The 23,612-nt window shown below is 51.6% G+C and carries 30 protein-coding genes; all 30 read right to left on the bottom strand.

What is annotated here, in order from left to right:
* Position 1: 1 nt before the first annotated feature.
* The 30 genes from GBC03_11095 to GBC03_10950 all read right to left on the bottom strand — a co-directional run bounded on the left by GBC03_11095 (position 2) and on the right by GBC03_10950 (position 23,307).
* A complete protein-coding gene (locus tag GBC03_11095; GenBank protein ID QFS70708.1) occupies positions 2-943 on the bottom strand; it encodes a hypothetical protein in 942 nt (313 codons plus the stop codon).
* A complete protein-coding gene (locus GBC03_11090; GenBank protein ID QFS70707.1) occupies positions 927-1,361 on the bottom strand; it encodes a hypothetical protein in 435 nt (144 codons plus the stop codon). The genes GBC03_11095 and GBC03_11090 overlap by 17 nt, the downstream gene beginning before the upstream one ends.
* Positions 1,358-1,786, bottom strand: a complete 429-nt coding sequence (locus tag GBC03_11085; protein ID QFS70706.1) for a hypothetical protein — start codon at positions 1,784-1,786, stop codon at positions 1,358-1,360. Before GBC03_11085 ends, GBC03_11090 begins: the two co-directional genes overlap by 4 nt.
* Complete coding sequence (locus tag GBC03_11080; protein QFS70705.1) at positions 1,783-2,265, bottom strand: hypothetical protein; 483 nt, start codon at positions 2,263-2,265, stop codon at positions 1,783-1,785. The genes GBC03_11085 and GBC03_11080 overlap by 4 nt, the downstream gene beginning before the upstream one ends.
* 68 nt (positions 2,266-2,333) lie before the next feature.
* Entirely contained in the window at positions 2,334-3,365 is a 1,032-nt protein-coding gene (locus tag GBC03_11075; protein ID QFS70704.1) for a DUF2184 domain-containing protein, read from the bottom strand.
* A gap of 16 nt (positions 3,366-3,381) precedes the next feature.
* Positions 3,382-4,242 (bottom strand): hypothetical protein, encoded by an 861-nt coding sequence (locus GBC03_11070; protein ID QFS70703.1) that lies wholly within the window; start codon positions 4,240-4,242, stop codon positions 3,382-3,384.
* A gap of 15 nt (positions 4,243-4,257) precedes the next feature.
* Complete coding sequence (locus tag GBC03_11065) at positions 4,258-5,904, bottom strand: NUDIX domain-containing protein (protein QFS70702.1); 1,647 nt, start codon at positions 5,902-5,904, stop codon at positions 4,258-4,260.
* Positions 5,905-5,916: 12 nt separating this feature from the next.
* On the bottom strand, positions 5,917-6,738 hold the full coding sequence (locus GBC03_11060; protein QFS70701.1) for a hypothetical protein: 822 nt from the start codon (positions 6,736-6,738) through the stop codon (positions 5,917-5,919).
* Positions 6,735-8,156 carry a DUF1073 domain-containing protein gene (locus tag GBC03_11055; GenBank protein ID QFS70700.1) on the bottom strand — a complete coding sequence of 474 codons (1,422 nt, stop codon included), beginning with the start codon at positions 8,154-8,156 and terminating at the stop codon, positions 6,735-6,737. Before GBC03_11055 ends, GBC03_11060 begins: the two co-directional genes overlap by 4 nt.
* Positions 8,157-8,167: 11 nt before the next feature.
* Positions 8,168-9,499: a terminase gene (locus tag GBC03_11050; protein ID QFS70699.1), complete on the bottom strand. Its 1,332-nt coding sequence runs from the start codon at positions 9,497-9,499 to the stop codon at positions 8,168-8,170.
* Position 9,500: 1 nt separating this feature from the next.
* Positions 9,501-10,241: a hypothetical protein gene (locus GBC03_11045; protein QFS70698.1), complete on the bottom strand. Its 741-nt coding sequence runs from the start codon at positions 10,239-10,241 to the stop codon at positions 9,501-9,503.
* Between the two features lie 337 nt (positions 10,242-10,578).
* Positions 10,579-11,118, bottom strand: a complete 540-nt coding sequence (locus GBC03_11040) for a hypothetical protein (GenBank protein ID QFS73978.1) — start codon at positions 11,116-11,118, stop codon at positions 10,579-10,581.
* A gap of 76 nt (positions 11,119-11,194) precedes the next feature.
* Entirely contained in the window at positions 11,195-11,476 is a 282-nt protein-coding gene (locus GBC03_11035; protein ID QFS70697.1) for a hypothetical protein, read from the bottom strand.
* A gap of 52 nt (positions 11,477-11,528) precedes the next feature.
* Positions 11,529-12,410, bottom strand: coding sequence for a site-specific DNA-methyltransferase (locus GBC03_11030; GenBank protein ID QFS70696.1), 882 nt, complete (start codon positions 12,408-12,410; stop codon positions 11,529-11,531).
* A 64-nt stretch (positions 12,411-12,474) separates the two neighbouring features.
* Entirely contained in the window at positions 12,475-12,900 is a 426-nt protein-coding gene (locus tag GBC03_11025) for a structural protein (protein ID QFS70695.1), read from the bottom strand.
* Complete coding sequence (locus tag GBC03_11020) at positions 12,887-13,216, bottom strand: phage holin, lambda family (protein ID QFS73977.1); 330 nt, start codon at positions 13,214-13,216, stop codon at positions 12,887-12,889. The genes GBC03_11025 and GBC03_11020 overlap by 14 nt, the downstream gene beginning before the upstream one ends.
* Before the next feature lie 1,130 nt (positions 13,217-14,346).
* Positions 14,347-15,030, bottom strand: coding sequence for a DUF1133 family protein (locus GBC03_11015; protein QFS70694.1), 684 nt, complete (start codon positions 15,028-15,030; stop codon positions 14,347-14,349).
* A complete protein-coding gene (locus tag GBC03_11010; GenBank protein ID QFS70693.1) occupies positions 15,027-15,614 on the bottom strand; it encodes a recombination protein NinG in 588 nt (195 codons plus the stop codon). The genes GBC03_11015 and GBC03_11010 overlap by 4 nt, the downstream gene beginning before the upstream one ends.
* Positions 15,615-15,616: 2 nt before the next feature.
* Positions 15,617-16,219 carry a DUF1367 family protein gene (locus GBC03_11005; GenBank protein ID QFS70692.1) on the bottom strand — a complete coding sequence of 201 codons (603 nt, stop codon included), beginning with the start codon at positions 16,217-16,219 and terminating at the stop codon, positions 15,617-15,619.
* An 82-nt stretch (positions 16,220-16,301) separates the two neighbouring features.
* Positions 16,302-16,523 carry a hypothetical protein gene (locus GBC03_11000; protein ID QFS70691.1) on the bottom strand — a complete coding sequence of 74 codons (222 nt, stop codon included), beginning with the start codon at positions 16,521-16,523 and terminating at the stop codon, positions 16,302-16,304.
* Positions 16,524-16,631: 108 nt separating this feature from the next.
* Positions 16,632-16,865, bottom strand: coding sequence for a DinI-like family protein (locus GBC03_10995; GenBank protein ID QFS70690.1), 234 nt, complete (start codon positions 16,863-16,865; stop codon positions 16,632-16,634).
* Between the two features lie 143 nt (positions 16,866-17,008).
* A complete protein-coding gene (locus GBC03_10990; GenBank protein ID QFS70689.1) occupies positions 17,009-18,988 on the bottom strand; it encodes a DNA cytosine methyltransferase in 1,980 nt (659 codons plus the stop codon).
* Positions 18,985-19,242 carry a hypothetical protein gene (locus tag GBC03_10985; GenBank protein QFS73976.1) on the bottom strand — a complete coding sequence of 86 codons (258 nt, stop codon included), beginning with the start codon at positions 19,240-19,242 and terminating at the stop codon, positions 18,985-18,987. Before GBC03_10985 ends, GBC03_10990 begins: the two co-directional genes overlap by 4 nt.
* 228 nt (positions 19,243-19,470) lie before the next feature.
* Positions 19,471-19,767 carry a hypothetical protein gene (locus tag GBC03_10980; protein ID QFS70688.1) on the bottom strand — a complete coding sequence of 99 codons (297 nt, stop codon included), beginning with the start codon at positions 19,765-19,767 and terminating at the stop codon, positions 19,471-19,473.
* Positions 19,760-20,488, bottom strand: a complete 729-nt coding sequence (locus GBC03_10975; GenBank protein ID QFS70687.1) for a hypothetical protein — start codon at positions 20,486-20,488, stop codon at positions 19,760-19,762. The genes GBC03_10980 and GBC03_10975 overlap by 8 nt, the downstream gene beginning before the upstream one ends.
* A gap of 3 nt (positions 20,489-20,491) precedes the next feature.
* On the bottom strand, positions 20,492-20,671 hold the full coding sequence (locus tag GBC03_10970) for a hypothetical protein (GenBank protein ID QFS70686.1): 180 nt from the start codon (positions 20,669-20,671) through the stop codon (positions 20,492-20,494).
* Positions 20,668-20,895 carry a hypothetical protein gene (locus GBC03_10965; protein ID QFS70685.1) on the bottom strand — a complete coding sequence of 76 codons (228 nt, stop codon included), beginning with the start codon at positions 20,893-20,895 and terminating at the stop codon, positions 20,668-20,670. Before GBC03_10965 ends, GBC03_10970 begins: the two co-directional genes overlap by 4 nt.
* Positions 20,892-21,605, bottom strand: coding sequence for a hypothetical protein (locus tag GBC03_10960; GenBank protein ID QFS70684.1), 714 nt, complete (start codon positions 21,603-21,605; stop codon positions 20,892-20,894). Before GBC03_10960 ends, GBC03_10965 begins: the two co-directional genes overlap by 4 nt.
* Positions 21,606-21,616: 11 nt before the next feature.
* Positions 21,617-22,312, bottom strand: a complete 696-nt coding sequence (locus GBC03_10955; protein QFS70683.1) for a phage replication protein — start codon at positions 22,310-22,312, stop codon at positions 21,617-21,619.
* Positions 22,309-23,307, bottom strand: coding sequence for a replication protein (locus GBC03_10950; protein ID QFS70682.1), 999 nt, complete (start codon positions 23,305-23,307; stop codon positions 22,309-22,311). The genes GBC03_10955 and GBC03_10950 overlap by 4 nt, the downstream gene beginning before the upstream one ends.
* Positions 23,308-23,612 lie beyond the last annotated feature (305 nt).

Here is a 23,612-nt window from a genome sequence, read left to right as displayed (position 1 = left end):
ATTATTTCTCCGGATAAATGGACGGAATTGCAGACAGGATCAGCCCGCGGGCTACGTTGCGCATCCGCTGCTGGTAATAATTGACTTTGAATTTGATGGTCTTGCGCATGGCGATAACGTTCAGTTCGTTCTGCGTAACGCGCTCATCCTGCACAACGGGGATGTTCATTACGCCCATTTCTGCATCATCGCGCAGGGTGTACTGCTGAACGTATCGCAGAAAGTCCTCAACCACGGCATTCCTGAGGCCTGTAATCGAAATCGTCACATCCTCGGAAACCAGCTGGTACTGGTTGTCGCGTTCATCGATATAAAACGCCCCGGCGATCGGAGAGACATTGCTGCACCGTATTGTCGCGAAGGGAGGCGACAGGTTCTGCGTGGAAAGCATCGCCGGAAACATTGGCATAAACTGACTAAGCCCAAGCCATACAGGCAACGAACTGGAAACCACAACGTCACTCAGGTCGATATCATCCGCAGAGTTGATAATCTGCGACCGCATATGCGGATAGATCGCCTCCCCTGTGTAGTGATAAAGATTGGCCGGTTCGTTCAGTCCGGTTCGACGGGAGAAAGAAAACTGAATGCCAAAAAACTCGCCGATGTACAGGACGTCCGATCCAATATCGTTGAATGGGTCTATATCGGCCTGCGCAGTAAACGTAACGACGTTTCGGTCGTAGAGTTGTTCATCGTCCTGGATGGTTTCTGTCGTCAGATGAAGGTAGCCTTTGACGTTCACCGTGTCGGGTTCGTTGCCCGGGTTATCAGACAGGACTGAGGCTTTCACCCAGAACACGAAGCCATCAAGCGGGAGAACCTTACGGATATACTTCGTAAACGTAACCACCTGAAAGCGACTGAGGTCGTCAAGCCCCTGCGTCAGAGCCGCGTTAAGCTCTGTTTTTGCATTCTGCTGTAGTTCACTCAGGGAAGGCATTTAATACCCCGCTTACCCAGGCGCGCATTGCCGCCTGATAGTTTCCTGTATCGATAAAGGATGCCCGCGGATCGCCCTTCTTATTTTTAAAGCGCTTAGATATACCCAGCAGCGCGCGTCGGGTTGGCACACCTGACATGCCGTTCATCTCTTCGTTATCCAGAAAGGCCACGAACAGGTCGTGAACACGTGACATGGATTCCGCAAGCGGATCCCTTAACGGCGGCGCGCCAGCCAGCATATTTTCAAGATTTGCGGCGAGGTCTTTACTCATCAGATCGGCGATGTCGTTTCCGTACCTGTCAAAAAAGGTCTGCATAATCTGGTATTTTTCTTCCAGGTACTCAGCAACATCCCCGGTTGTGGTGTTTTCATCCTCGTAGGGAATGTCGATAACACCAAGATGAAAGGTGATCATGACAGCCCCCACAGGCTACCGAACTGCTGGGCAATCATCAGATAGCGGCGTCCCCAGGGGTCCTGCAACATCTGCAGATCGGCCAGAGACAAATCTTTGAAGAAGTCAGGCACAAGACGCTGCGCGCTGGTTGAGTTATCCCCGGCCCCCGTTATCACGCCAGCCCTGAAATCATTCAGACCATACGCTTTCCTGAATTCAGCAAATACCGACTCAGTACCGTAGTTGACCAGAAACGATGCGCCAAGATTGTAAACGGCAACCTCATACAGGTTGGGCATAACCAGTTCAATATCCCGGTTCACCCATTCCACGGCCGCGTTATACGCAACAACAAAGGACGGAGAGTCATAAGGAACCTGGCTGGCGGTTACGCCCATATCTGTGCGAACGAATATGATGAATGCAGCCAGATTTACGCTCATTTTTTCTTATTCCCGGCTTTCGGAGTAACAATCGTCTCGTTAACGACCTGAGTTTCGTCGCTTTCATCACGGCCTCTGGCCTGCTCAACGCTGAATTCCATATCACCGTCGTAACCCGTACCGCTTTCTCGCAGCGTGCTGTCGTGAGCAATAATTGATGCCTGGCGGAGGTTGTGAGCGTTACGCGTCAAATGAACATCGTTGTCGCGAATAGTTTTCTCGATTACCGCTGCCGAAACAGGCTTGTTAATGCTGTAGCAAAGACCGACAAAATCTTTGCTCTGGTCAATTCTTGTCGAATCAACCAGGCCATAAACCCGGTGATGCTGAATAACCGCGTCAACCTCTTCGGTGGAGCCATCAAGAACCATCATTTGTGCGCCGTGCTCAATAGGGATCTGAACAAGTCTCCCTGTCTCCAGATTGCGATAGGTGAAGATATGACGCTGTTTAGTGGTGTTGGCGATATACAGTTTCATTAGTTACCCTCGTAAAAAAGCCCCCGCAGAGATATCCCTGTGGGGGCCAGTTCATTTCAAACAATGGATCAGGCGCTGTACGCCATAGACAGGATGGTGATGGCTTCCGGACGAACTGCCCAGCCTGCGGTTGAACGCATTTCGGACAGAACATCAATGGCGCCACCCGCGATCGGTGTCGGAATTTCACGCGGGGCAGCCATATCACAGAACATCAGCGCATTCGCGGCAAGAGACGGGGTCAGTTTGGCGAATTCGTTGGTGTTCACGGTGGAATTGACCATCGGCACTTCAACTTCAGGGATGGTAATGACCACCGCGTCTGTTCCGCCCGCGCCTTTTCCGATCAGTGTGTCGTCATAAACCCAGTCCACCTGAACATTTGCCCCTTTCAGGACCTCCTTCACGGTGCCGCCAACGGTATCAGTACCGCCACCAGGACGCTGATATGAGGTCAGCTGGACAATCTGCTGGATCTCCATTGCACCCAGAACGCGCTGAGGACCGAGAATAACGACGCGCAACTGGCGACCTAGCTGCATGGTACGGGTCATTGCCGCCTGGACGTGACCGAGCAGGTAAACGGCCATTTGACCGTGATCGTAGGTCAGCACGGTGGTATTTCCGGCGCTGTCTGCCGGTAGTGTTTCGGTTGTTGCGCCAGCAGTATTCAGCAGCCCTTCACCACCAGCCGGATTCATGCCGTACAACAGTGCAGAACGAAGTTGCTGGAAAATACCCTGTCGCATGCCGAGACGCTGAGCTTCAGGCAGAGCAAAATTCCAGTTACCGGCTGCCGCCATGTCGTGGTGATCGTAGATACCACGGCAGCGGAACAGGTAAGTTGGGGTGGAAATCATCCGGGCATCAAGTGCCACGCTCGGCAACTGGTTGGCGTTACCAGACTGGCTGGAGGTTACCTGGGTGCGAATATCCAGGCGGCGCATGTAGGCGTACTGGTCGCCAACGCCAAGTCGGACCTGAGGATTACCGCTGGCGATAGTTTCAAATGCACCTGACGCCTGCTGGTAACTGAGGATCATTTCCGGCGCGATATACGACGGATTGACGATAGTGTAGCTGGGGGTAATTGCAGCCATTTAATTCAGCTCCCGATTAAAGTAAGACCAGCGCGCAGCTGTCGTTGTTATTCCAGGTCAGGAAACCGGTTGAGCTGTCATAGGTGACAGTTTTGGAGTTACCTGTTTCGACGGCGAGCACTTTCACTGGCAGTGTGATGTCGGAAAGCGTTACCGCACCGATGTTACCCTGCGTGGTCGCTGCACCGCCAGGTGCTGTCGCCGGGGTGTAAGTAAAGGTGGTTGCACTCGGTACAGACAACACAACAACGGTGCCGTTGTACGCCGATGGAGCAACGCCGCTGATTTTTACGTACTGGCCAGCCGTCAGGCCATGCGCTGAAGCAGTGGTGGCTGTAGCCACGCCAGACGCATAGGTCACGTCGGTAGTTGCAATATCAGCGCCAGCAAAACCCGCTGCGGCGGCAGTGGTGAGTTGGTTGTTGACGAAGTCCCACGCCAGCGCCGTTTTCACCGACGCGCCGGAAGTAGCCAGCGCGACCACCTGAGCAGACGCTTTCAGAGGAACGCGCATGTTTGATCCCAGACGGTAGAACGACACACTCATACCGGATGCATATAGCGGAACCGGTGATTGTGGAGTGGTCAGACCGTTATGCGCCTGATTGAATACAGTAAAACCTTCCAGCTCTGCTACGGATACCGCGCGGCGAATCGTTGAGCCTCGAGGGCTTGACTGATTGCCTGGCAAAAGTTCGGCAACTGGCAGACCGCCCCAAAGAGGTTTGGTTTCAGTAGCCGCTACCGTACCGGATGAAAGATTGAAACGGTTTGCCGGGTCGTCCAGTGCAATACCCTGAACATAACCGTCAGACTGTACACCGAAGGACCCCAGAGCATTCGTGGTTGCCATCGGGTTAAGAGATAAATAAGACATGCTTCAGCGCTCCCGTTAAGCCTGGTTGTTAAAACTGGTGACCTGACGTTTACCAGACTGGAACGGTGCCCAGGTGGCAGCAGGATCGCCTTCAAAGGTGCTAATCTGGCGACCAGTAGCATCAGCGCGCTTAATTTCACGCAGCATGCCAGGACCAACCGACAGACTTGCTGATTTCTGCGCATCGGCGTAGATCTGTTTTTCCGCCACATTCAGCAGCGCGGAATCAGCGATAGAGGACAGGTCGACAGACTTGAAGTCAGGCGAATGCTCCTGAAGCTGGATCATCAGGCGGCGGCGGTACGACAGCGGTTTTTCACCGGACAACGGCACAGGAGCACGTTTGCCAAAGCATGAGAAAACGCTGTCAGCCTTCACCTGTGCGTCGGCGACTTCGTTGCGCTCTTCATCGCTCAGTTCCGTAGGAATGCGCGAACGAAGCTCTGCAATTTCCTGTCGCAGTTGAGAGTCTGCTTTTTCGCGATCACGTTCTTTACGTTCACGCTCCAGACGGTCATCTTCTCCCTTTGCTTCATGCTCGAGTTTTTTCAGCTCACCTTCATCGGCCTTTGCCTTAGCGGCTTTTTCTTCCTCGTCTGCTTTGGCTTTCGCTTCTTCTGCCTCTTTGGCCTCCGCGTCAGCCTTTTCCTTCTTGGCAGCCTCTTCAGCATCGGCTTTGGCTTTCAGATCTGCAGCTTCTGAATCAGCTTTAGCCATACGTGCATCGATCGCTTTATTAATCAGCGCAACGATTTTTTCCTCGTCCATTATTTCAGCCTCATTTGGAATGGAATCAGATTTAACACCAGTAGGGGCAAGGAGTTTGTCCCATACGCCCTGTTCACAAATTGCAACGTGGTCGAGCAGCTCGGGGGATGGCTCCACCAGCAGAGGCTGACCGTCGACAATGATTGATTTAGGTACCTCAACAAACTTCACAGTTGGGGAGGTGCTTAATTGCCTGGTCGCCATAATTTCGGCAGCCTCGGCGTCGTATACGCGCGCAATGGCCCACACCTCGCCATTATCAGCAACCCAACTGTTGGTCAGGGTGCCGATAACGCGTTTTGCGAACTCATCACTATCGAGCGTATTTTTCTCGGGGTGCAGCCAGATTAGAGGTAACCCGGCAACCCGCTGGAGAAATTCGGGGGTGAGATAGTCATCCGGGTTACGGAAGGTCATCTGTTGATCTGCAGAGCGCCAGGTAACCCCTGTTCCGGTCACCCGGATGGCGAACATCCACATGTTGATAAAGTATTGCGGGCTGCTTAATGTCCCGTCAGCGATGAGTGCGGCGACTTCCGTTTCATTGAGTGCCTGCTGCGCCAGCATCTCAGCGAATGGCTGATGGAGTGGCGTTGGCAGGTCTTCAATGTGGAACCACCCGGCGGCCAGCGATTCATCGTTGAGTTTCGCCTCGAACTTTTCCGGCACTTCGGCGCGAAACGTCAGATAATCGCCGTAAACGCTGTGCGGGGTCAGCGGGCCATCGTACTGATAACCCACCTCTTCCAGCACTTCGCGGCGCGCAGCGTCAATAGCCAGTTCACCCGGTTCGACCGTGCCGCCGGGCTGACACCACGTGCCATCATCTGAGCGCTGGATCAGGAAGACGAAATCACCCTGACGAAACATTATCCCGCTGCCAAAAATAGCCACGTTTTAATGCTCCTATGCTGCTTTCATTGACTCCATGAATTTGCGCCCCTTCTGGGTAAGCATATATTCAGGAATACTGCGGAGGTTGTAGATGTAGGTCACATAGCAATCGCAGAAGACCTCTTCACCCGGCTGGGTAATCCCGTCGAGATACCCGGCAGGGCCGACTTTGACGTACCCGTTTTTTTGTGCCCAGTTACCGCGAATTAGGTAATAAAGCTGGTCACGTTCTTTGTGGTCTTCGCGATAGTTGTAACCCGGTCGGCGCCAGTGGCTGTGCCAAATCGCTGCAATCGCGTTATTACTGGTCGCAATCACGTTGTCGATATTGGCTATCAGCTTGCGGTTCTGGTCTATCATCACCCGCCGCGCTTCATAGTCCATTTGTTCAGCAGTTTTCTGGATATGCGCCGCTGTTTCCCTCATCGTTCCCTGAATGCCAGTCAAAGCAATCGTATCTGCCGAAGGAATACTGCTGGCCCAGCCGCTAAACCGCGATAATGTGGTGTCGATGGCTTTTTTGCGGTTGATCTTTATCAGGTCAGCGCTGGCCAGTATTCGCCTGTCGAGCTCCGTCCGTAGCTTCGGCTCCAAATAATTGATGGTAAAGCGGGAAATACCTGGATGACGCTTTAGCGCAGCGGCACGCCCGATCTGTAGGTCATATGCATGAGTTAGGTTTCTGGAAACCATTGCAGAGTAATCATCGGCTGTTTCGCTCTCAGCCGCCTGCCTGATAATGCTCTGCCAGCGTTCCAGTTCCTCCCGAGACGTGTAGCCGTTGCGGAGAAAGAACTTCACCGCTTCTCTCACTGTTCTGGTGAAATTGTTCATAGCAACATCCCGTCGCCAGGTTCTTCAGCTTTTGTCGGCTCCGGCGGAGGGTTGTCTTTCAGCGAGTCGTAATCAAGATTAAGCCGCTGAGGGAAGAGGTTCTCGTTGGCGTTGGCGTTTTCACACGCCCACTCGATAAGTGTCGCGCGGTTCTCCGGGTCTGCTGTGAGCTGCGGCAGCACCACTTCCAGCATGCTGACGATCGCCTTGAAGCGTGTTTCGTCAACCTTCACCTTCTCGCTTTCCGGCTCTTTCAGAGAGGACGGCCATCGATATTCGAAGTTGTTTATCCAGCTTGCGAAATACACGCTGTAGGTGTTTTTCAGATCCGGAAAATCGGCGCGCAGCGACTGGAAGAACTCAATGCTCCAGGCGCGGTACTGGCACACGCGAATGAAGAAAGCATAAAGCGGGTCAAGCCATTCACGGATATTGTCGATGTACACCGCGACGGCGCGGGCATCTTCTGTGCCTTCACCGAAGCCTTGAGCGAACGTTTCAGAGTTGAGGATGATAGCCGGCATGTCAGCGGCGGCGGCCACGTTCTCCAGGATATGCTTACGCGCTGAGTCGAGCGGCTTTTCCAGGTTGCTTAGGTCGATTGACTCGATATTGTCATTATCGCCGATCTGAAGAACCTCTCCCGTCTTCCCGCGCTTCAACATCATTCGCTTGATGCCGCTGAGCTTCTGCATCATGTTGTTGACAACGGAGCTTGGCCCCTTGATTTTCGTCACCAGAAGACCGCCTTTCACCGCAACCATATCGTCAGTACGCATGGTCTGGATGAAAGACTTCAACGGATAGAGCGCGCGCTGGTATACGCTGCGCCCAGTAAAGCCGAACGCAGCAGGGTTGTACGCGAGATAAATCGGATCCTCGTTCTGTACGACGACACAGCGCGATTTATGATACGGCTTTCCTGCCACCCGGATGCCGTCGACTTTCTGGAAGTCATGAGCATTGGGGTCCTGGTTCAGCACGATACTACCCGCGGTGTTAAGAGGGTCGAGAATGTTAAAGCTGACGTTATGCTTGTACAGCGTGCGGTAATCCAGCGACTCATTTGGTTCTTGGTTATCCACCAGCATTGCGATCGCTGATACGCCGTAAATTCTGGCAATGCGAGCGGCGTTAGCAATGTGCTGGTTAGCGCCCATTGCTTTCCATTCGCGCTCGAATGCGTCACGCAGGCGTTGCTCAAGTCCGTACGACTGAGCAACATGTATAGTGCGCGGCTCATTCATCGCCATTTTAATTGGGCGATCAACCATCTTGCCGCCCAGTGGGTGGTAGAGGTAAACCGTTTTGCAGGTCTGATAGCCAGCCGTTGCCCCGGGCTGGATGTCGTCGCTGTCCAGCAATGCCATCAACTCTGAGTGAGAGCTGCTGCCGATTTCGAAATCATCTTCGTTCATTGGTTTTCTCGTCAGATTGCGTCGCCGCTACCGAATGCAATGATCAGCCCGTAGGTATAATCATCGAGCAAGTCATCGGCGCGTTTATGCGCGTTCTTGTCGGCAAGGTGAAATCGGGAAACCTGCTTATGCAGATGGTTAGCTGTTTCGCCTTTAAAAACTGCTGTTTTTTCGTAGGCGTAACGGGAAATTTTCGCCAGGCCTCGGTAATGGTAACTAGAAGCCATAATTGCGCGTTCGTCCTTTCCTTTGCTGGTCAGCGAAGATTCAATTTTGTTTACTGGCCAGCCCAGGCTCTCCCCTTTTTGCAGAAGGATGCTGCCCATGCTGGCATCTTCAATGAACACACCAAGGCTGCCATTTACGGCCACGCACTGGCTGGATAACTCATTGAGTCTTTCGAACACTGACGGGATCCACGTTTCAAGCAGAGCCCCGTCAATTTGAACAACATCCCAGTCGAGAATGGTCAGGCGCTGCCGCCCTGGCCTGGTATCGACGGCGTAGTACACCACCGCGGTGCCATCATGCTCAGAACCACCTTTGACTGCAGTATCCAGAACAGCGAAAACGGCTTCGCACATTTCAGGGAATTCGACGGGCTGATCCTGATTCTCACCTTCGAACCATTTGCGCACATCGAAAAGGGATGCCGCTGACCAGTCGACGAACTCTGCCAGAAACTCCTGACGAAACACCCTTGGATCGTTATTTTCCCTTTCTTTCTCCAGTTCCTCAGGAGGCACGAACGGGTTTGAGGATGTCGGAGCGTGATGCTCAAAAAATCCCAGATTTTTGTTGTGGCAAATTGCGTAGAAAAAGTTTTCTTCATCCACCCCATCAGGGGTAGAAAATACGTAAGCCCGACCTTTCGTCGTAAGGAGCGTTGGCTTTATCGACTTCGGCCAGATCTCCTTCAGCATTTCCGGTGATTTGGTGAACGCTGCCTCATCTATCAGGATTATTTCGTATTCACGACCACGACCAGCCAGCTTGTTATCGTTTGTTACCCAGAAGTCTATCTTCCCGCCGTTCTTCAGCATCAGGCGTTTTTCCTGACGGCTGAAACTCTTTTTTAACGGCAGCAGGACTTCTTCCAGCTTGTCGTAAATTTCCTGATACTGACGGTATTCAGCGGTAAAAATCCCCACCCTGCCGCCGAGCTCAATATCCATGCCAGGCCGCTTAAACTTCGTTGTAGCGTAAGTCACCGCTGCGCTGGAGAGCATGAAGGTTTTACCCCAGCGTCGGCCACATCGAACAGCGTTTAACTGGTGATCCCAAGAATCGGACCAGACCATTAACTGCCCATCGTGAAGAGTGGGAAGGTAAATGTCAGCCATATTATCTTCCCGGTATTGGCAGCGAGTTATGAACGACAATCGCGTTGTCTTTATCGCCGTCTCTCATCACGTCAATTTCCAATTCCACTTTTTCAGTGGCGGCTTCTCTATACGCAGCATCGACATGAAGCTTTGCTATCGATCCCTTGGTGTATTCCAGGGACTCAATGCGCGCCGTGTTTCGGTGCATGGCTTTCTCAGCTGACGAGATAAGCGAGTGCAGATCTTTAACCTTGTCGTCATCAGCAATCTCTAATTCTGCCTGCCAGCGACCGATATTTTCCGCCGCCGTCAGATTCGCAGCGCGAAGCCAGAAAAGCTCATCATCCAGAGTGAGAGCCTGCGCATCCTCAGTGATGGCATCAGAGAGAAGCATGCGGCGCCCATACCCCCCATGTTTGAGGGCTTGCTGATTACCAGGCTTGAATGGATTTGTTGGCGGTGATCGCCTTGAACCGCGTATCGGTTTCGTTTCTGGAGAATTTGAGGGTTTTGGGCTACCTTTGCATTTGTCTTCGGTTTCAGAATCCCCACGCTTACTGATTTTTCCCTTCTGCGAATTCGCAGTTTTATTCGCACTTTTTTTTTGCGAATTCGCACCACCATTCGCAATTTTGATATAGCGCTTTGCGCTGGCGTAATTCAGTCCCTGCGCTTCACACCAGTCTTTAGGGGAGATACCGGATTTAGCATGCTCGGCGAGGAACTGGTGTTGCAGTGCTCCCCAGTCCGGTTTTGCCATATCTGATCACCTGCCTGTTTGTTATTATCGAAGCCCCTCAGCGAAGAGCTTCTGTAATACTTTGCCACTTCCCGGAGTGGCCACGCTCATGCCCTTGAGTTGCTGTCGCATCATCGCCGCTGATAACCGGTGCGCGTTTGGCGATCGCGCTGCCTTCCCGGAGCTTATTGTTATCTATGAACCCTTACCCATCACTACACAGGCTCGCCATTACGCGACTCGGAGCAGCATCACTACTGCTGCATTGCCTATCGGCTGCGGTCAATCCGCTTAATGCTTCATGGTCTTATCCTCGCGTGGGGATATTTAGTAATTTATCCGCACAAGGGGATAAGGCTCATTTTCGGTCCTGCTCGATTTGACGTATGCCAGCCAGTTGGTTATTCGCTTTTTCAATAGCGGCCAGCAACGGCTTAATCCAGAGAACAGCCTGGCAATACGTCAGCGTGCCGGTGGAAGTGGCGCTATCACTGGCTGCGTCAGCGTTCCCGGAATCGGCTTGCATTGCGCTGGCACGTAAACTGTTCGCGTAGCTGAGCAGCCCACCAGCGACATCAGCAGGAACAGGCAGATCACAGGTTTTTTCACGTCGAAGAATCTCCCGGTATTCGATGACAGTTTTTTCGGTACCTGCATCGATCAACGAATTAAGGCGACTGGAATTCTCAGCCACCTGATTGAAGCGGTTGAAGTTGAGTGCCTGAGTGGCAATAACCTGTCCCTGCAGCGAGTTGTCATTGCGAAGCACATCGTTATCACTCTGAAGTAGAGCGACATCAGAACGGCTATTTGCCAGCAGGATACACAACACGGCGACAACGATAACCATGGTCATCACCGCCAGTGGCTTCCAGTATTTTCCCGTCAATGTAAGCATCATAACTATCAGTCCGCGCTTTATATGGACGTAAAAAAACCGCCACAAGGGCGGTTAGCATTACTAAGATACCATTTTAGTCTTCCACTCCACCTGGGTTTACAGGCTTTGTGATTTCCCTCAAGCGAACAACAGGACTACCGCGACCATCACTAACGGATGTTCGGATTGTCTTGTCGTCCCTTGGCGTGAAGGTTACTTCAACATCAAATCCCATCGCTGCATGCTCGTCGCACAAATAAGCATTGGTATTGTGGGCCCAAATTGCAGATAAATTATCCAGCTCACGTCTCAGACGAACACCGATAATTTTATCTGCATGTCTACCACATCCGTCAATGATGCATGTTCCTGACATTATTTTTTCCTTCTTTGGTTAACCAAGAAGGAAACTACCACAAACCAGAAGCCTATTCAGCCTTTTTGCTATAACTTATTACTCCGCCTAATCTTTTTCTCTTCAGGCCTAGTCTCTCTTTTGCAACAAGGCAGTGTTCTTCCAGCAATTCAAAACCCACTGTCTTTCTTGCAAGACGCTCCGCCACCAGAAGAGTTGTCCCAGAACCTGCAAACGGATCCAAAACAACATCCCCTTCAGCAGTGAATAAACGGATAAACCACTCGGGAAGAGACTCAGGGAATGCCGCGCTATGGCTTTTATTACCACATTCGGTGGCCATATGGAGCACGTTTGTTGGATAAGCCATATCTCTACCTTTCCAGTTAGATATGTTTTTACCGAAGCCGCTTCCAACACGAGATTCATCGCGGGTTACATCTCTGGCGCTCAGTTTTTTTAGTCGTTCATTTTTCCAGTCTCCCATAGGCACCATTACAGCTTCCTGATACATCGAGAATTTTTTACTTTTGGTGAAATGAAGACAGCGTTCCCATGAATCTCTGAACCGGTTTGGCCACTTTCCAGGGAATGAATTCTTTTTGTGCCAGATGTATTCTTCTGTCCACAACCAGCCAAGCTCTCGCATTTTAAGAATAAGTTCTAAAACATATGTATGTCTTTCGCCATTCACGGCTTTTTCTTTAATGTTAAGAACAAAGGATCCTGAGGGCTTAAGAACCCGTAGCAGTTGCTCAGCTATAGGTGAAAACCAATCAACATACTGGTCAGGAGAAATGCCACCATAGGTTCCCTTTCTCTGGTCTGCATACGGCGGCGATGTAACAATCAGGTCGACTGATGAGTCTTCCATCATTGACAACATACTGAGGCAGTCCCCTTGGTAGAGATTCACATCATCAGTATGTATATTAATCGTCGTTTTTCTAAGCATCCCTGAATACCTCAAAGCTAAAGTACCAGAAGAATAGCAGGCAATTCTCACGCGGTCCATCTCTTTATTTACTGGACGCCAGTTCGACTGCGCGAACAAACGTATCGAAGCCGTAAGGCTGACTGCCGTTCTCGTGCTTAATGATGGCCTGCAACAACTTCATCATGAAACGACTGTCGCTGGTATCGATGCGCTGGTCGGGGGAAACGCCCGTCGCCTGAGCCACGCTATTGATATACGACTGTGTGTTGTTCTCATTCGGCGGTGCCCAGCGTTTAATAATGCCGCTTACCGTGTTCAGCCCGTGCTTACGCTGGTAATTGCGCAGGATGATGATCATCGCCCGGACACCATACTCAGACGTGGTGAACTGGCAAAATGATTTATCTGTACGCTGTGCTTTGGGTACCAGACCCTGCCATTCGTCACCCCAGCGGATATTGCCGGGATTGTTGTTGCGGATACCGCGGGAAACATTACTGGTTGTCATCGTTCACTCCTGCCTTTTTTTTAAGTGCGCTGATAGCGATCTCGCGCAACTTGTCCACCCCGACGAATCCAATCACGCCACCAACAAAGGGTGATATCGATACCGGAAGCCCGACAACATCAAGTGCACTGGTGATACATAAAGAAAGAGCGCCACAAAGGACGCCCTCGAGCCATTTATTCTTACGGGTGGCACCGTCGTATATCAGTCGACCGTAGGCAATGAGTCCGGCCATTGACGCCCCCAGAATCTGGGGCCACGCATTTTTGAGTCCGGTCAAAACCGCAGCCCAGAATTCAGGGTTTTTGTCATTCATTTTCATAGCCTCACCTCGCATAGTTAGCGGGTGCTGTGTTTGAAAGGGTCAGGCTTCACGGGCTGAATTTATCAACAAAGCACGCAGTGAGTGATACCCATGAGCCTGAAATGAAAAAGGCCACGCAAATGCGCAGCCCTTAGAAATGAAAAAGCCACCCGAAGGTGGCTCACTGTTCAGCGTTAGAGGTATACCCACCTTCGCCTTTAATGCAGCGTTATCATCTTTCAGACGATCTACTTGGTTTCGCAACCTTTCGATTTCCTTATCGGTGTTGTCTCGGTCGCGCTGAAGACCTTTTATTACTTCACCTTGGGACGCCTGTACTTCTTTTGAGGCCTGAACGGCCGCCTCAGTCTCATCGACGGTGTTAATCAAACGAACCGTCAAGAATGAAACAATGGCCATGAGAAGAACGACCATAGCGGTAAGAATCCAGACCTTCACACCGGAAGCAGAATTATCAGAGGCTTCTATAAGAAATTCCTTATGAATAGAAAAAACACCCAACGCGCGGCCGCGACGTTAGAACCATGGGTATTTTAACTACATAAGGTTATGAAGATCTTCGGAAAAAATGAAATGATGGTTTGTTTGGTTATTTAATGAGCGAAAACAGCCAAAAACCCCATGCAGGGATGATAAAAAACGTCATTGTGTAAACGACTGCAGGCTGTAATTTATTCAAATTAAATTTCCTTAGTAGGGCTCTATGTGTCCTACAACATCCAACCTACCTAAAGACATTGATCGATACAAGAGGAAAAACACTACTTTTTTTATCAAATTGGGATCGGTTTTGTTTCCGATGGCGCGGCATTATACGGAGATAACTCAAGTTATCAACAGAAATTGCCACCAAATGCACGCAAAATGTGCTGTTTCTTCAAAAGTATGGGCAGCTTTGCTGGCGTGAAGCCACCAACACTTACATTTAGCTTACAAACAGATAACACAACCAACAATTTACGGTTAAAAGAGAGCACATTTTATGACAACGGGTCGTTACACAAGTTCAAAGTTCCCGTTTATCAAAACTAAAAGCCCAAGGCATTGACCTCGGGCTTAAATTCTGTCGGTGATTTTATATCTCCTCGCTCTTTCGCCTTCGACGTCCGAGCATATATGAATTATGCATCTTCAAAACTTGTTTTCAAGTCTTTTTCGCAAGTTTTTGCATTTTCGAAGCCTAATTCATCTTTTAACGTGAAGAAGACAGCAGAATTGAACAGTTCAATACACCAACGCACACGGTCAATACATTGCTTTTCAGTCAGAAAAGGTGCGTGATGGTACTGCATCCAACGAGCCATATCGTTAATGGTCTTGCGCCAGGTGTAATAATCCTTTCCGATCTCGTAGACAATGCTGTTTTTAGCGAAGGATTTGAGGATCATCCGCTCCATGAACTCAGCCTCTTCCTCATCACTGGCTTTGCCCATCAGGTCAGACAGTGACTTTTTGGGCCAGATGATGGCTTTTGCTTGGGTGATAAGCTGGTCACCGGAATAGCCCATCTTTCGCAGTCCAGCCAGTACACTGGTAATTCTCTCCTGTTGCTCGCCAGTCCAGCCAGTAAGAATCATTGCCCACATACTGCCACCGCCAGAAAGATATGCCGTATCACTACCGCCAAACTCTCTTCCCCAAAGTCCAAGCAACGAGCGCACCCAACGGCTTTGTGCAGGAGTGATACGACGGTATTTCCCAAGGTATGAACGGCGAGGTATGGAAGCCAGTTTCATCCAATAGCATTCAGGATCGGCACGCAGTACCGAGGTTTTCTGGTAATTTTCAATATCGGTACGATTCATGCTGTCATCTCCTGTTTCAGTTCTTTCAGTTTGGCGCGGTACTCATCGCGGATCCGGATGTAGTCGTCGCGTTTCCATTTCGGTAATTCGTGCGGCCCCATCAAAGCGTCAAAGCGAGCCTGTCCGATTTTGGAAATCAGCGCCGGGCGGTATGCAATAAGGTTTCCGGATAGATGGTTGTTACAGGGAGCGCACTGGCGATGACAGTTGTCTTCGTTGAATCGCAGTTCCGGGTTAGCGCCGGTCGTTCGGAAATGACCGGCATGATACTGGCCGTCGTGATGGCGACCGCAGCTGATGCACGGCAGGTTACGATCCCGGTACCGGATGAATTCGTTAAACGCCTGCTGAGCCTGTCGGATGAAATAGCTCAGAGGCTTAACCGCCTGCCGGCGTTCGGCCTGGCGCTTACGCTCAACCTTCTCGACTTTCTTCTTTTCCCGCTGAGCTTCTGCCTTCGCAGTATCATTCGCTACTTTTCCGTAGCGGCAGGCGCACTCAAACGAGCAGACAAACTGGCCGTCGCGTGTTGGATGGAACCATTTTTTACATACTGAGCATTTGCGTCGAGGTAACTTAGCCATGTTCACCCCGCAAAGCTCATAAGCTGGGCCGCAGCATTTTCGGCCTCTTCCCTGCTGTTGAAAGTACGGGACAAGATCCAGCGCCAGAGCACATCCAGAGCAGATTTATACAGGTCCTGGAATTCTGTTTCGTCCATGTTCGCGAAGGCGATACTTCGGGGATGTTTGCGGAGAGTTCCATCTGGTAACTGGATTGCATCATAGTGCCCGGCTTCGACGGTCACCCATGCGCGGTAAGCGTCGAAGGATTTGCATAGACTTATGCCGTTCGTGATACGCCGACTGGCGATCTGCTCCAGATACTGCTCAGCAGCATCCAGCAGAGCGCTTTCATTGCCGCCGTAAGAGGCAAGGAATCTGGCATAACCATTAACGAGTTTGCGTTCATTCGAAGAAATAGCGCCGCCGGTTGGTTCCCAGTATTCAAACCCGAGATTAAGGAGCGCAAAGAAACGGCGATGGAATGCAGGATTCCTCACCTGGCGAAATTCAGCCACCAGCACAGCGCCGAGCTTGATTTTTGATTGCAAAATATCGCTGGTCTCCGGCGTCGCGGGGATCAGGATTCCTGAGGACTGCTTGATGAGTTGTAGTTCGTGCGCCATGGTATTCCCCGTGGCGCATGATTGTCAGGCTACTGGTTGTTCAGGCCAGTGAGTGAATTATGATTGCGTATGCAGCATTAAGTCAATTTCCGGGTGTCATTTCCCTGACAACTTCCATGATGGTTTCTTTTGACCAGTAAAGATCATCCCTGGATAGTTTTCTGGTAGTCACTGTCCCATCCCTGTTTGAAATTATAAACCGTTCATCCGTTCTGATCCCGAAAGACAGAACCTCCCGCCCTTTCCCATCAGTTATGGTCACCCGAAAATTATCAGCAAGATCTGATTGAGCTATATCCGCCACGTAATCCCCCTGAGCGACATACAGACGCGATTAAAAATGTCGGCAGCAGCATCAAAGGTATACACAATGCGGTATTCGGATAAATGCGCGCCAGCCCCAAGCGCAATGTCAGTAAAACCAGTCGTCAGCACTTTCCCAGGTTTCCTGGAGGATCTTCTCAATTTTCTTTTTGTCGTCCTTATCAGCCCCGAAAACGCTCAAACCATCAGAACCAGCCCGACGAATTATCAGACTGCAATCCTCATACTGATAATTAAGGCGCTTAAGCAGTTCTTTCTCAAGTGCAGGCAGCGCTCCCTTTGGAAGTTCTTTAGTGCGATCAATGGTTAATTCAACTTTCATAATAGCCCCCATTGCATATACTGTATTTTTATACAGTATACCTATGAGAGGAAATGATCAACGTCTTAAGAGCACAAATTGTTAAGTCACTGTCAGTAGAAAATTACAAAACCCACCGTAGTGGGTTGAATTAAAGAGTGTTTTTAGGCTGCAATTTCTTTCTTCTGGCACAACTCTGGCAGATTGGCGCGCACCAGCGCTTCAGCGAACGGTGGCGGGACTGCGTTGCCGCAGCGGGCCACTTGTTTATCTTTGGCGTAGCGCTTGCCGCGATAATCCTGATCGATGATGTACCAGTCAGGGAAACCCTGTGCACGATAGAGCTCGTGCGGCTGAAGCATGCGCATACCGATATCGACGATGCGGTACGTTATCCCGTCGATGTCGACCATCCCGGTGCATTCCTCTCCGCAGTATTCACGCAGGAACGCCAGCGTTTGCTGTGCGCGCTGTTCGTCGTAGTCTTCGACAGCCAGTGTGGTTTTGACTTCCCCGACATGCAGACCACCAGCCGTAACTGTCGGCATTGGTTCACTCGTGGGCTGACCATCGCGACAGGTGCCGCGCAGTTTTACCAGGTGAGAAGCCACAACAGCATGATGATCGACCGTCGTCACCGAGTGGACTGGTTCATCCAGCCCGACGCCCGGCCCCGTATAGTTGCCGCCGTAGTGCTTCGCCAGAAATGCGCTGGCCACGGCGAACTTGTTACCACCAGCGGTTACTGTCCCCAGCGGCTTTTCAAGCTGCAACACGCGCGGGTCCTGCCCCGGTCTTTCGCCATAACCCATCTGGATCAACGTTGGCGTCACCAGTTGTGAATGACCGCCGCCGCCTGCCGTAATCGTCGCGCTCGGCTCGTCTGCCCGGTGACCGATGCTGGCCCCAAACTGGCGGGCGATAACCGGCGCAACCAGACAGGCGCGAGATTGCTTCAGGATGGTATGGGCGGGTTTATCAAGCGGACGCGGTTTTGCCTGGTACTCACTGCCACCGTTACCAGCCAGGAACGGTGTAAGCGCGGCCTCAACGATGCCGAGGGCATGACCATTCCCACCCGGGCGCCGCGATGTGCCGGCGGTGATTGTCGGGACTGGTTGTGTGACATCCTGCCCTGTCGCGCCTGTTCGGAACTTCGTCAGGTGCGGAACGGCAACCGCGTAACCATGCGTTTTGGTGATGGTCTGCAGCGGTTCTTCCAGCGACTGGCCCCGGAAGCAGTCGTAATGCGTTTTGGTGCTGGTATGGTTGCACTTCACGATAAACGGCGACGCGCTGTCGATTACGAAACGCTGAATGCCGCGCGCGATGCGCTTGAGCGTATTCACTGCCAGTGGCTTTTTGCGGTCGAAGATCGACGGAGCAGGAATAGTCCAGTCGATACACTCCGCAGCGGTGCGCCACGGCATCAGCTTGCCAGCCTGAACCGCCGGTGATTTCGGATCCCCATGTGTTGGCTCCGGCCACACTATCGGTTTCCCGTCACAGCGTATAACCATGAAGAAGCGTTTTCTGATCGTCGGCGCACCGTAGTCACAGGCGCGCAGTTCGCGATACTCAACAACATAACCCAGACCTTTTACCAGCCTGGCGGCGTCCTCGCTGTCGAGAGGAATACCCAGGAATTCACAGCACTCCACCAGCGCAGGATGATCGGGAGAAATCCCCGTCGTCAGCATAGCGACGAAAGCCCGGAAGGTTTCGCCAACACGTTCAGGATCCGGGCGCATTTCACCAGCAAGAAGCGGCCCCCATGTTTTAAACTCTTCGACGTTCTCCAGCTTCATAACACGAGGCTTAACATCAAGCCCCCAGCGCAGTGTCACCCAGGCCAGACCGCGTATCGCTTTTTCAACAGGCTTCGCGCCCTTGGCCTTGGAAAAGTGGCGGCAATCCGGGGAAAACCACGCGAGCGCAACCGGGCGACCAGCAGTCGCAACTTTTGGACTGACATCGTATACGGATTCACAGTAGTGCAACGTATCAGGATGGTTTGTCGTATGCATCGCCACGGCGTTCTCATCGTGATTAATCGCAATATCAACGCTTCGACCAATCGCCATTTCAATACCGGTTGACGCGCCACCACCACCAGCAAAATTATCAACAATGATTTCTCTCACGCGTAATTCTCCATCGCGCTTGCCAGCGAACGGGCAGCTGTAACAATTGACGGTACCGGCATTTTCTCCAGCCACATCCTGTTTATGTGATGCTGCAGGCGTCGCTGGTGGTGAGAAGGGAGATCACTGGCATTCTCGACCTGAGAAAAAACCATTTTCACTTCCGCTGGCCAGACGGTTTCAGGAACATCCACCAGCAGCAGATTTTCCAGTTCAATGATCCGGTTGGTGGCGTATTGCAGTAGTTGATCCATCACTTCGCCTCCCGCCATGCCCGCTTATTACATCTCGGGAAGCGTTCTAGCCTCCATATCCAAATCATCCACAACATCTTATTAAATTCAGGTAGTGCCCGATAATCATCAGCACTCATTTCGAAGGCCTTGAGTCGCCACTCTGCCACCTTGACCACCCGCCACAGCATCACCATACAAAACAGAGTGCAAACAACAAGGAAACCGAAAAAAAGATAAGTACTCACCTCACTCCTCCTGCTGTGGTGCTGATTCATGTCCAAGCCCTTTATCAGTGAATGATATAATCACTTTTGACGGATCAGCGCACTGCGGAGATTCTCCATTCCGGAATACAACGAAACTGCTGCCGTGGAGCTCAGACATCTTCTCAGCTTCAGCTTGCCAATCCGGAATCACCGGAGAGTTTCCAGCCTTACGCCGCTCGCTATCCAGGTCTGTTTGCAACTGAATCACCCAGCGGGCGAGCTCCCCTTTTTCGCCGGATTCAAGCCGTAAATCATCTAAACGATATTTATCAATCATTGCTGTTATCCTCACAGCAGTAGTGCGCACCGTCAGGATCAGTGCTTTTAAATCCGCAGATGTCACACTCTATTTCAGATACCGGCAACTCATCACGATTACTTACAGGTTCAACGTACCCGCTGTGAGCATCTGCATCGTAAGCCAGAATATCCGGCTCATCAGCCAACTCACCAATAAGGTGACTCATCCGGTCAGCCTCATAGCGCACGCGATCAGGATACTCGGAACGGTCGATTGTAATGCCTTCCCACGGGTGCTGACCTTTGCGATGCAGCATTGCTGTCCAGTTTGTTTTTCCGTTCGTTTCAGGCATCGAGCCATACCAGACAGTTAACTCAGGCTTGCCATCTGTACCCTGAAGCATGGCGGCGCGGCAGGCGTTCCAGCCTTTTTTGAAACCGATACGCCCTGTCCACCTGTCAGCGTCTTTGGCATCAATTTCCATAATGGCATCTGCCATAGTCATTTCTTCCGGTACTACCGGCGCTGGCGGGGCGGCGTAAAGCGGCATAGCATCTTCATGAAAGGAGGGAGAGTACCCACACGGTCCTTTCCGGAATGTACCAACAGGCTCAGCCTCCAGAGATGCCAGCGCGATACGCGCCATAGCAACAATTTCACCGGTTTTAATCGAGCCAAATACTTCTTCGTAATCGCATGGCTCAAGCCCAGCGGCGTGAATGATTTCTGCAACTCTTTCTTTGGTAATAGTGGTCATGGGTTAGTCCTCACCTTTGAAGCTTCTTTCGTGACCGTTCTTTTTGAGCATGCGGTCAATAAGGCCAACATAACGCGCCCAAGCTTTGTCTGAATCATCCTCACCGCTACCGATCATTGATGCGCAGTCATCGGTGAGGCGCTTAATTGCTTCAAGTTGAGCGGGGGTGACATCCAGCTTCATACTTGTCCCCCCTTATCGATGCCAGGGGCGACCGCGCTGATTGGCTTGATACTGTCCAGGAGCAACCGGCGGCGCATGTTAGGCGCGCCCCAGCGGTAACCAGTCTTTTTGTCGTAGGATTCACAACGCCCTACAACCCATGAGTTTTCAGTGGAATGCAGTTTCAGCCGTTTTTTCCCGTCGCGAGTTATGACGATCCCGGTGTGCGTTTTGATAGTTTTCACGCTGACACCCTCCCACCTAACCGTTTCAATCCGTGATTCTGTTTGCTCACTTCGCGCGCCGCATCCCGTAGTTTGTACAGACGCTCCAGTTTGGCTTTCGTCCGGCGGATCTCGTTTGAAATAAAACGGACATTAGGGATAAGCAGGTCATCCGGGCACGCTCCGTGTAAGGCCGGTTCTGCCAGGTCATCGGCATTGTATTTTTGCTCCTTTTTGGCAGTGACTTCTGACGCGGGAATGTGAACTGCTTCCGGCGTTGTCGGAATACAGGACCAGGTAACGCCCTTCCCTGAACCGTTTTTCACAATCAGCCCTCGGTCAGAAAAGTGACGCAGCGTTGTACCCAGGCCACGAGGATTACGTTTGAGCAGTTCGGCAAGATCTGACGTGTTCATCGAACCATTTCCGGTAAGCAGATCGATAACCATTTCCGGGGTGACGGGAGAAGGTTCGGCTCCGCGCACAACTTTGGAGCTTTTGCGCGGCGGTATAGTTCTTTTCGGGGTAACGGCTGGCGCCGTAATTATCTTCGGAACTGATGCATCGTTGCTTGCAATATCCCAGTAGCCGTTGATGAAAGTCACAGTTCCGCTTTCTTCCTGTTCGCGAAGCATAGTAAGAGCTTCAACAGGTTCGATTTCCAGGCGTGCCGCAACTTCACGGTATGTTGCTTTGCCCATAGCTTTTAAAACATCGATTACGGTTTCCATGGTGTCTCCTGTTAAATCAAACCGGCGTCTTTGCGTTGTTTGTACTTAGCCATCAGCATCTCTGCCGGAGTTGGCCCGGCAGCCACTTTTGGCGCGGACAGTGCACGGCGGATAGGGGGAACCGGCTTACCGGACAGCGCTCGCTTTTCCCAGTCATGCAGGATGTCGCCAGCGGTACGGATAAGTTCCTTTTCGCTGAGTTGCCCATCTGTTCCCCGACGACGCAACTCAAGGCAGACGTGGTAATACAGCGGGTTTTTATCCCTCCATGGGAACTGCTCACTCGTCGGGTAGCGAAAAACAAGTTTCCGCCAGCGCCAGTACTCGCTCATGATGTCGTCCACACTGACGCCCAGCGCACCACTCCCATCACGGCACCACGAAATAAACTGACCCGGCGATGGCCAGAACGGCGACTGACTGGATCGGGCTTTCTGCATTCCGGCGGAAAGTTGTTCACGGGAGGTGATTCCTGACTCGGCGAAAGCAGCGATCCATTGCTGCTTCGCAACGCGAATATCATCGTCAGTGCGTAGGTTCGTCTGAGTGGATGCCGGAAATACCTGCATGAGGTTCTCAAAAAGCATATCCACCAGTTCCTCAGCATCAGTGTTAACAACCTTTCTGTCGTCGTAAGAATCGCCAGCTATGCGCGATAGCATTTCGCTGTCGCGATTCTGAATCGCACGATAAAGATCCGGGGTCATATAAATTTCTCCCATGCTTTAGCACTGTTCCAGTGCGGGCCGGTTTCGGATTTGTTTGCGCTGACATCTGCGCGTGGCTTGCGGGTAGGGTCTTCGCGGTGAAGGGTTAACGTGTCCCACTTGGCGCGGAGCTTTGCGGGGGAGAGAATATTTTTGTACCAGAACGAATCTTTGCAGGCCCATCTGAACAACTCACAAATCTCTTTGTGGGTGCGTCCGTCCAACTGGCGCATCAGGCGTATATCATTCGCCCAGCCAGCCATGTTTGGTTTTTTCAGGGATGGTTTGGTGATGTCACGCAGTGCCAGCATCCACTCCGCGCAGCGGAGATCGTCAGATGTCCCCCACTTGTCACCTTTCGGAGTCTGGACTGCTGCATCAGGAACAACTTTAGAAATTCTCTGACGTACATTAAATACGTTAGTATTTAATATATATTGTTCATGATGTGCGCTTGTTTGTGCGGATGTATGTGCGCTTTCATGTGCGCTACCTACTGTCAAACCCGCGCCGTTACTGGCTTCGCCATGTGCGGATGTATGTGCGCCTTCATGTGCGGAAGTTTGTGCGGGCAAATTGTCCATTTTTTGAGCATATTCGGCATAATTTGAGATCGTGATCACACGCCCTCTTTGCCGCTCCCCTTCAATGGAAATCATCCCTTCGCGCACAAAAAATGTCAGCATTCTCTCAACAGCATCACGGCTTGTTGGGTTGCCTTTTCTGTCACGTAGTTTCAGGCCCAGATCGGCCGCCGTGGTTACCAGTTGTCCGGTTTGTAGCGGCCATTGGCGACCTTTAAAGCTCGCTGTATATGGCTGGCTGGCAGCGCCCAAAAGCAGGTTATCCCACAACGTGCGCAGGTAAACATCTTCTGACCATGGCTGCTTGAGTACACTCCGGTACAACGGGATGAATCCGGTCTTCTGGTTTTCCATCCGGTTGCTCCTGACGGCGGTACGCGCCGCAAAATCGGCGTAGGCGACATTAGACATAGCTATGCCTCCCTTGCCTGGTGTTTTGAAAAACTCTTTGTCATAATGACTCCGTAATTTCTGCCTGGAATTACATGGAAGGTCGGTTCCGTTGGCGCGGTCCGACCTTCACCCTCAGAACAAACCTTGCTGCTTGCCACGTTTGCTCCGCTTCTTTTCGTTCCTGTCAGCGGGTAACTCCTGCTTTTCCGCCCACAATCTGCCGTGCCGTAACGCATCATCGAAAATTCCTCCTTTACGGCTTGCCTGTGACATTCGGTTATATAAATCCTCTGCATGTATTGCCCCCCCCTGGCGACTACGGG

The organism is Citrobacter telavivensis, assembly GCA_009363175.1.
GTDB classification, from domain to species: domain Bacteria; phylum Pseudomonadota; class Gammaproteobacteria; order Enterobacterales; family Enterobacteriaceae; genus Citrobacter_A; species Citrobacter_A telavivensis.
The sequence above is the reverse complement of the archived record's forward strand: the minus strand, read 5'-3'. Positions and strand labels throughout refer to the sequence as shown.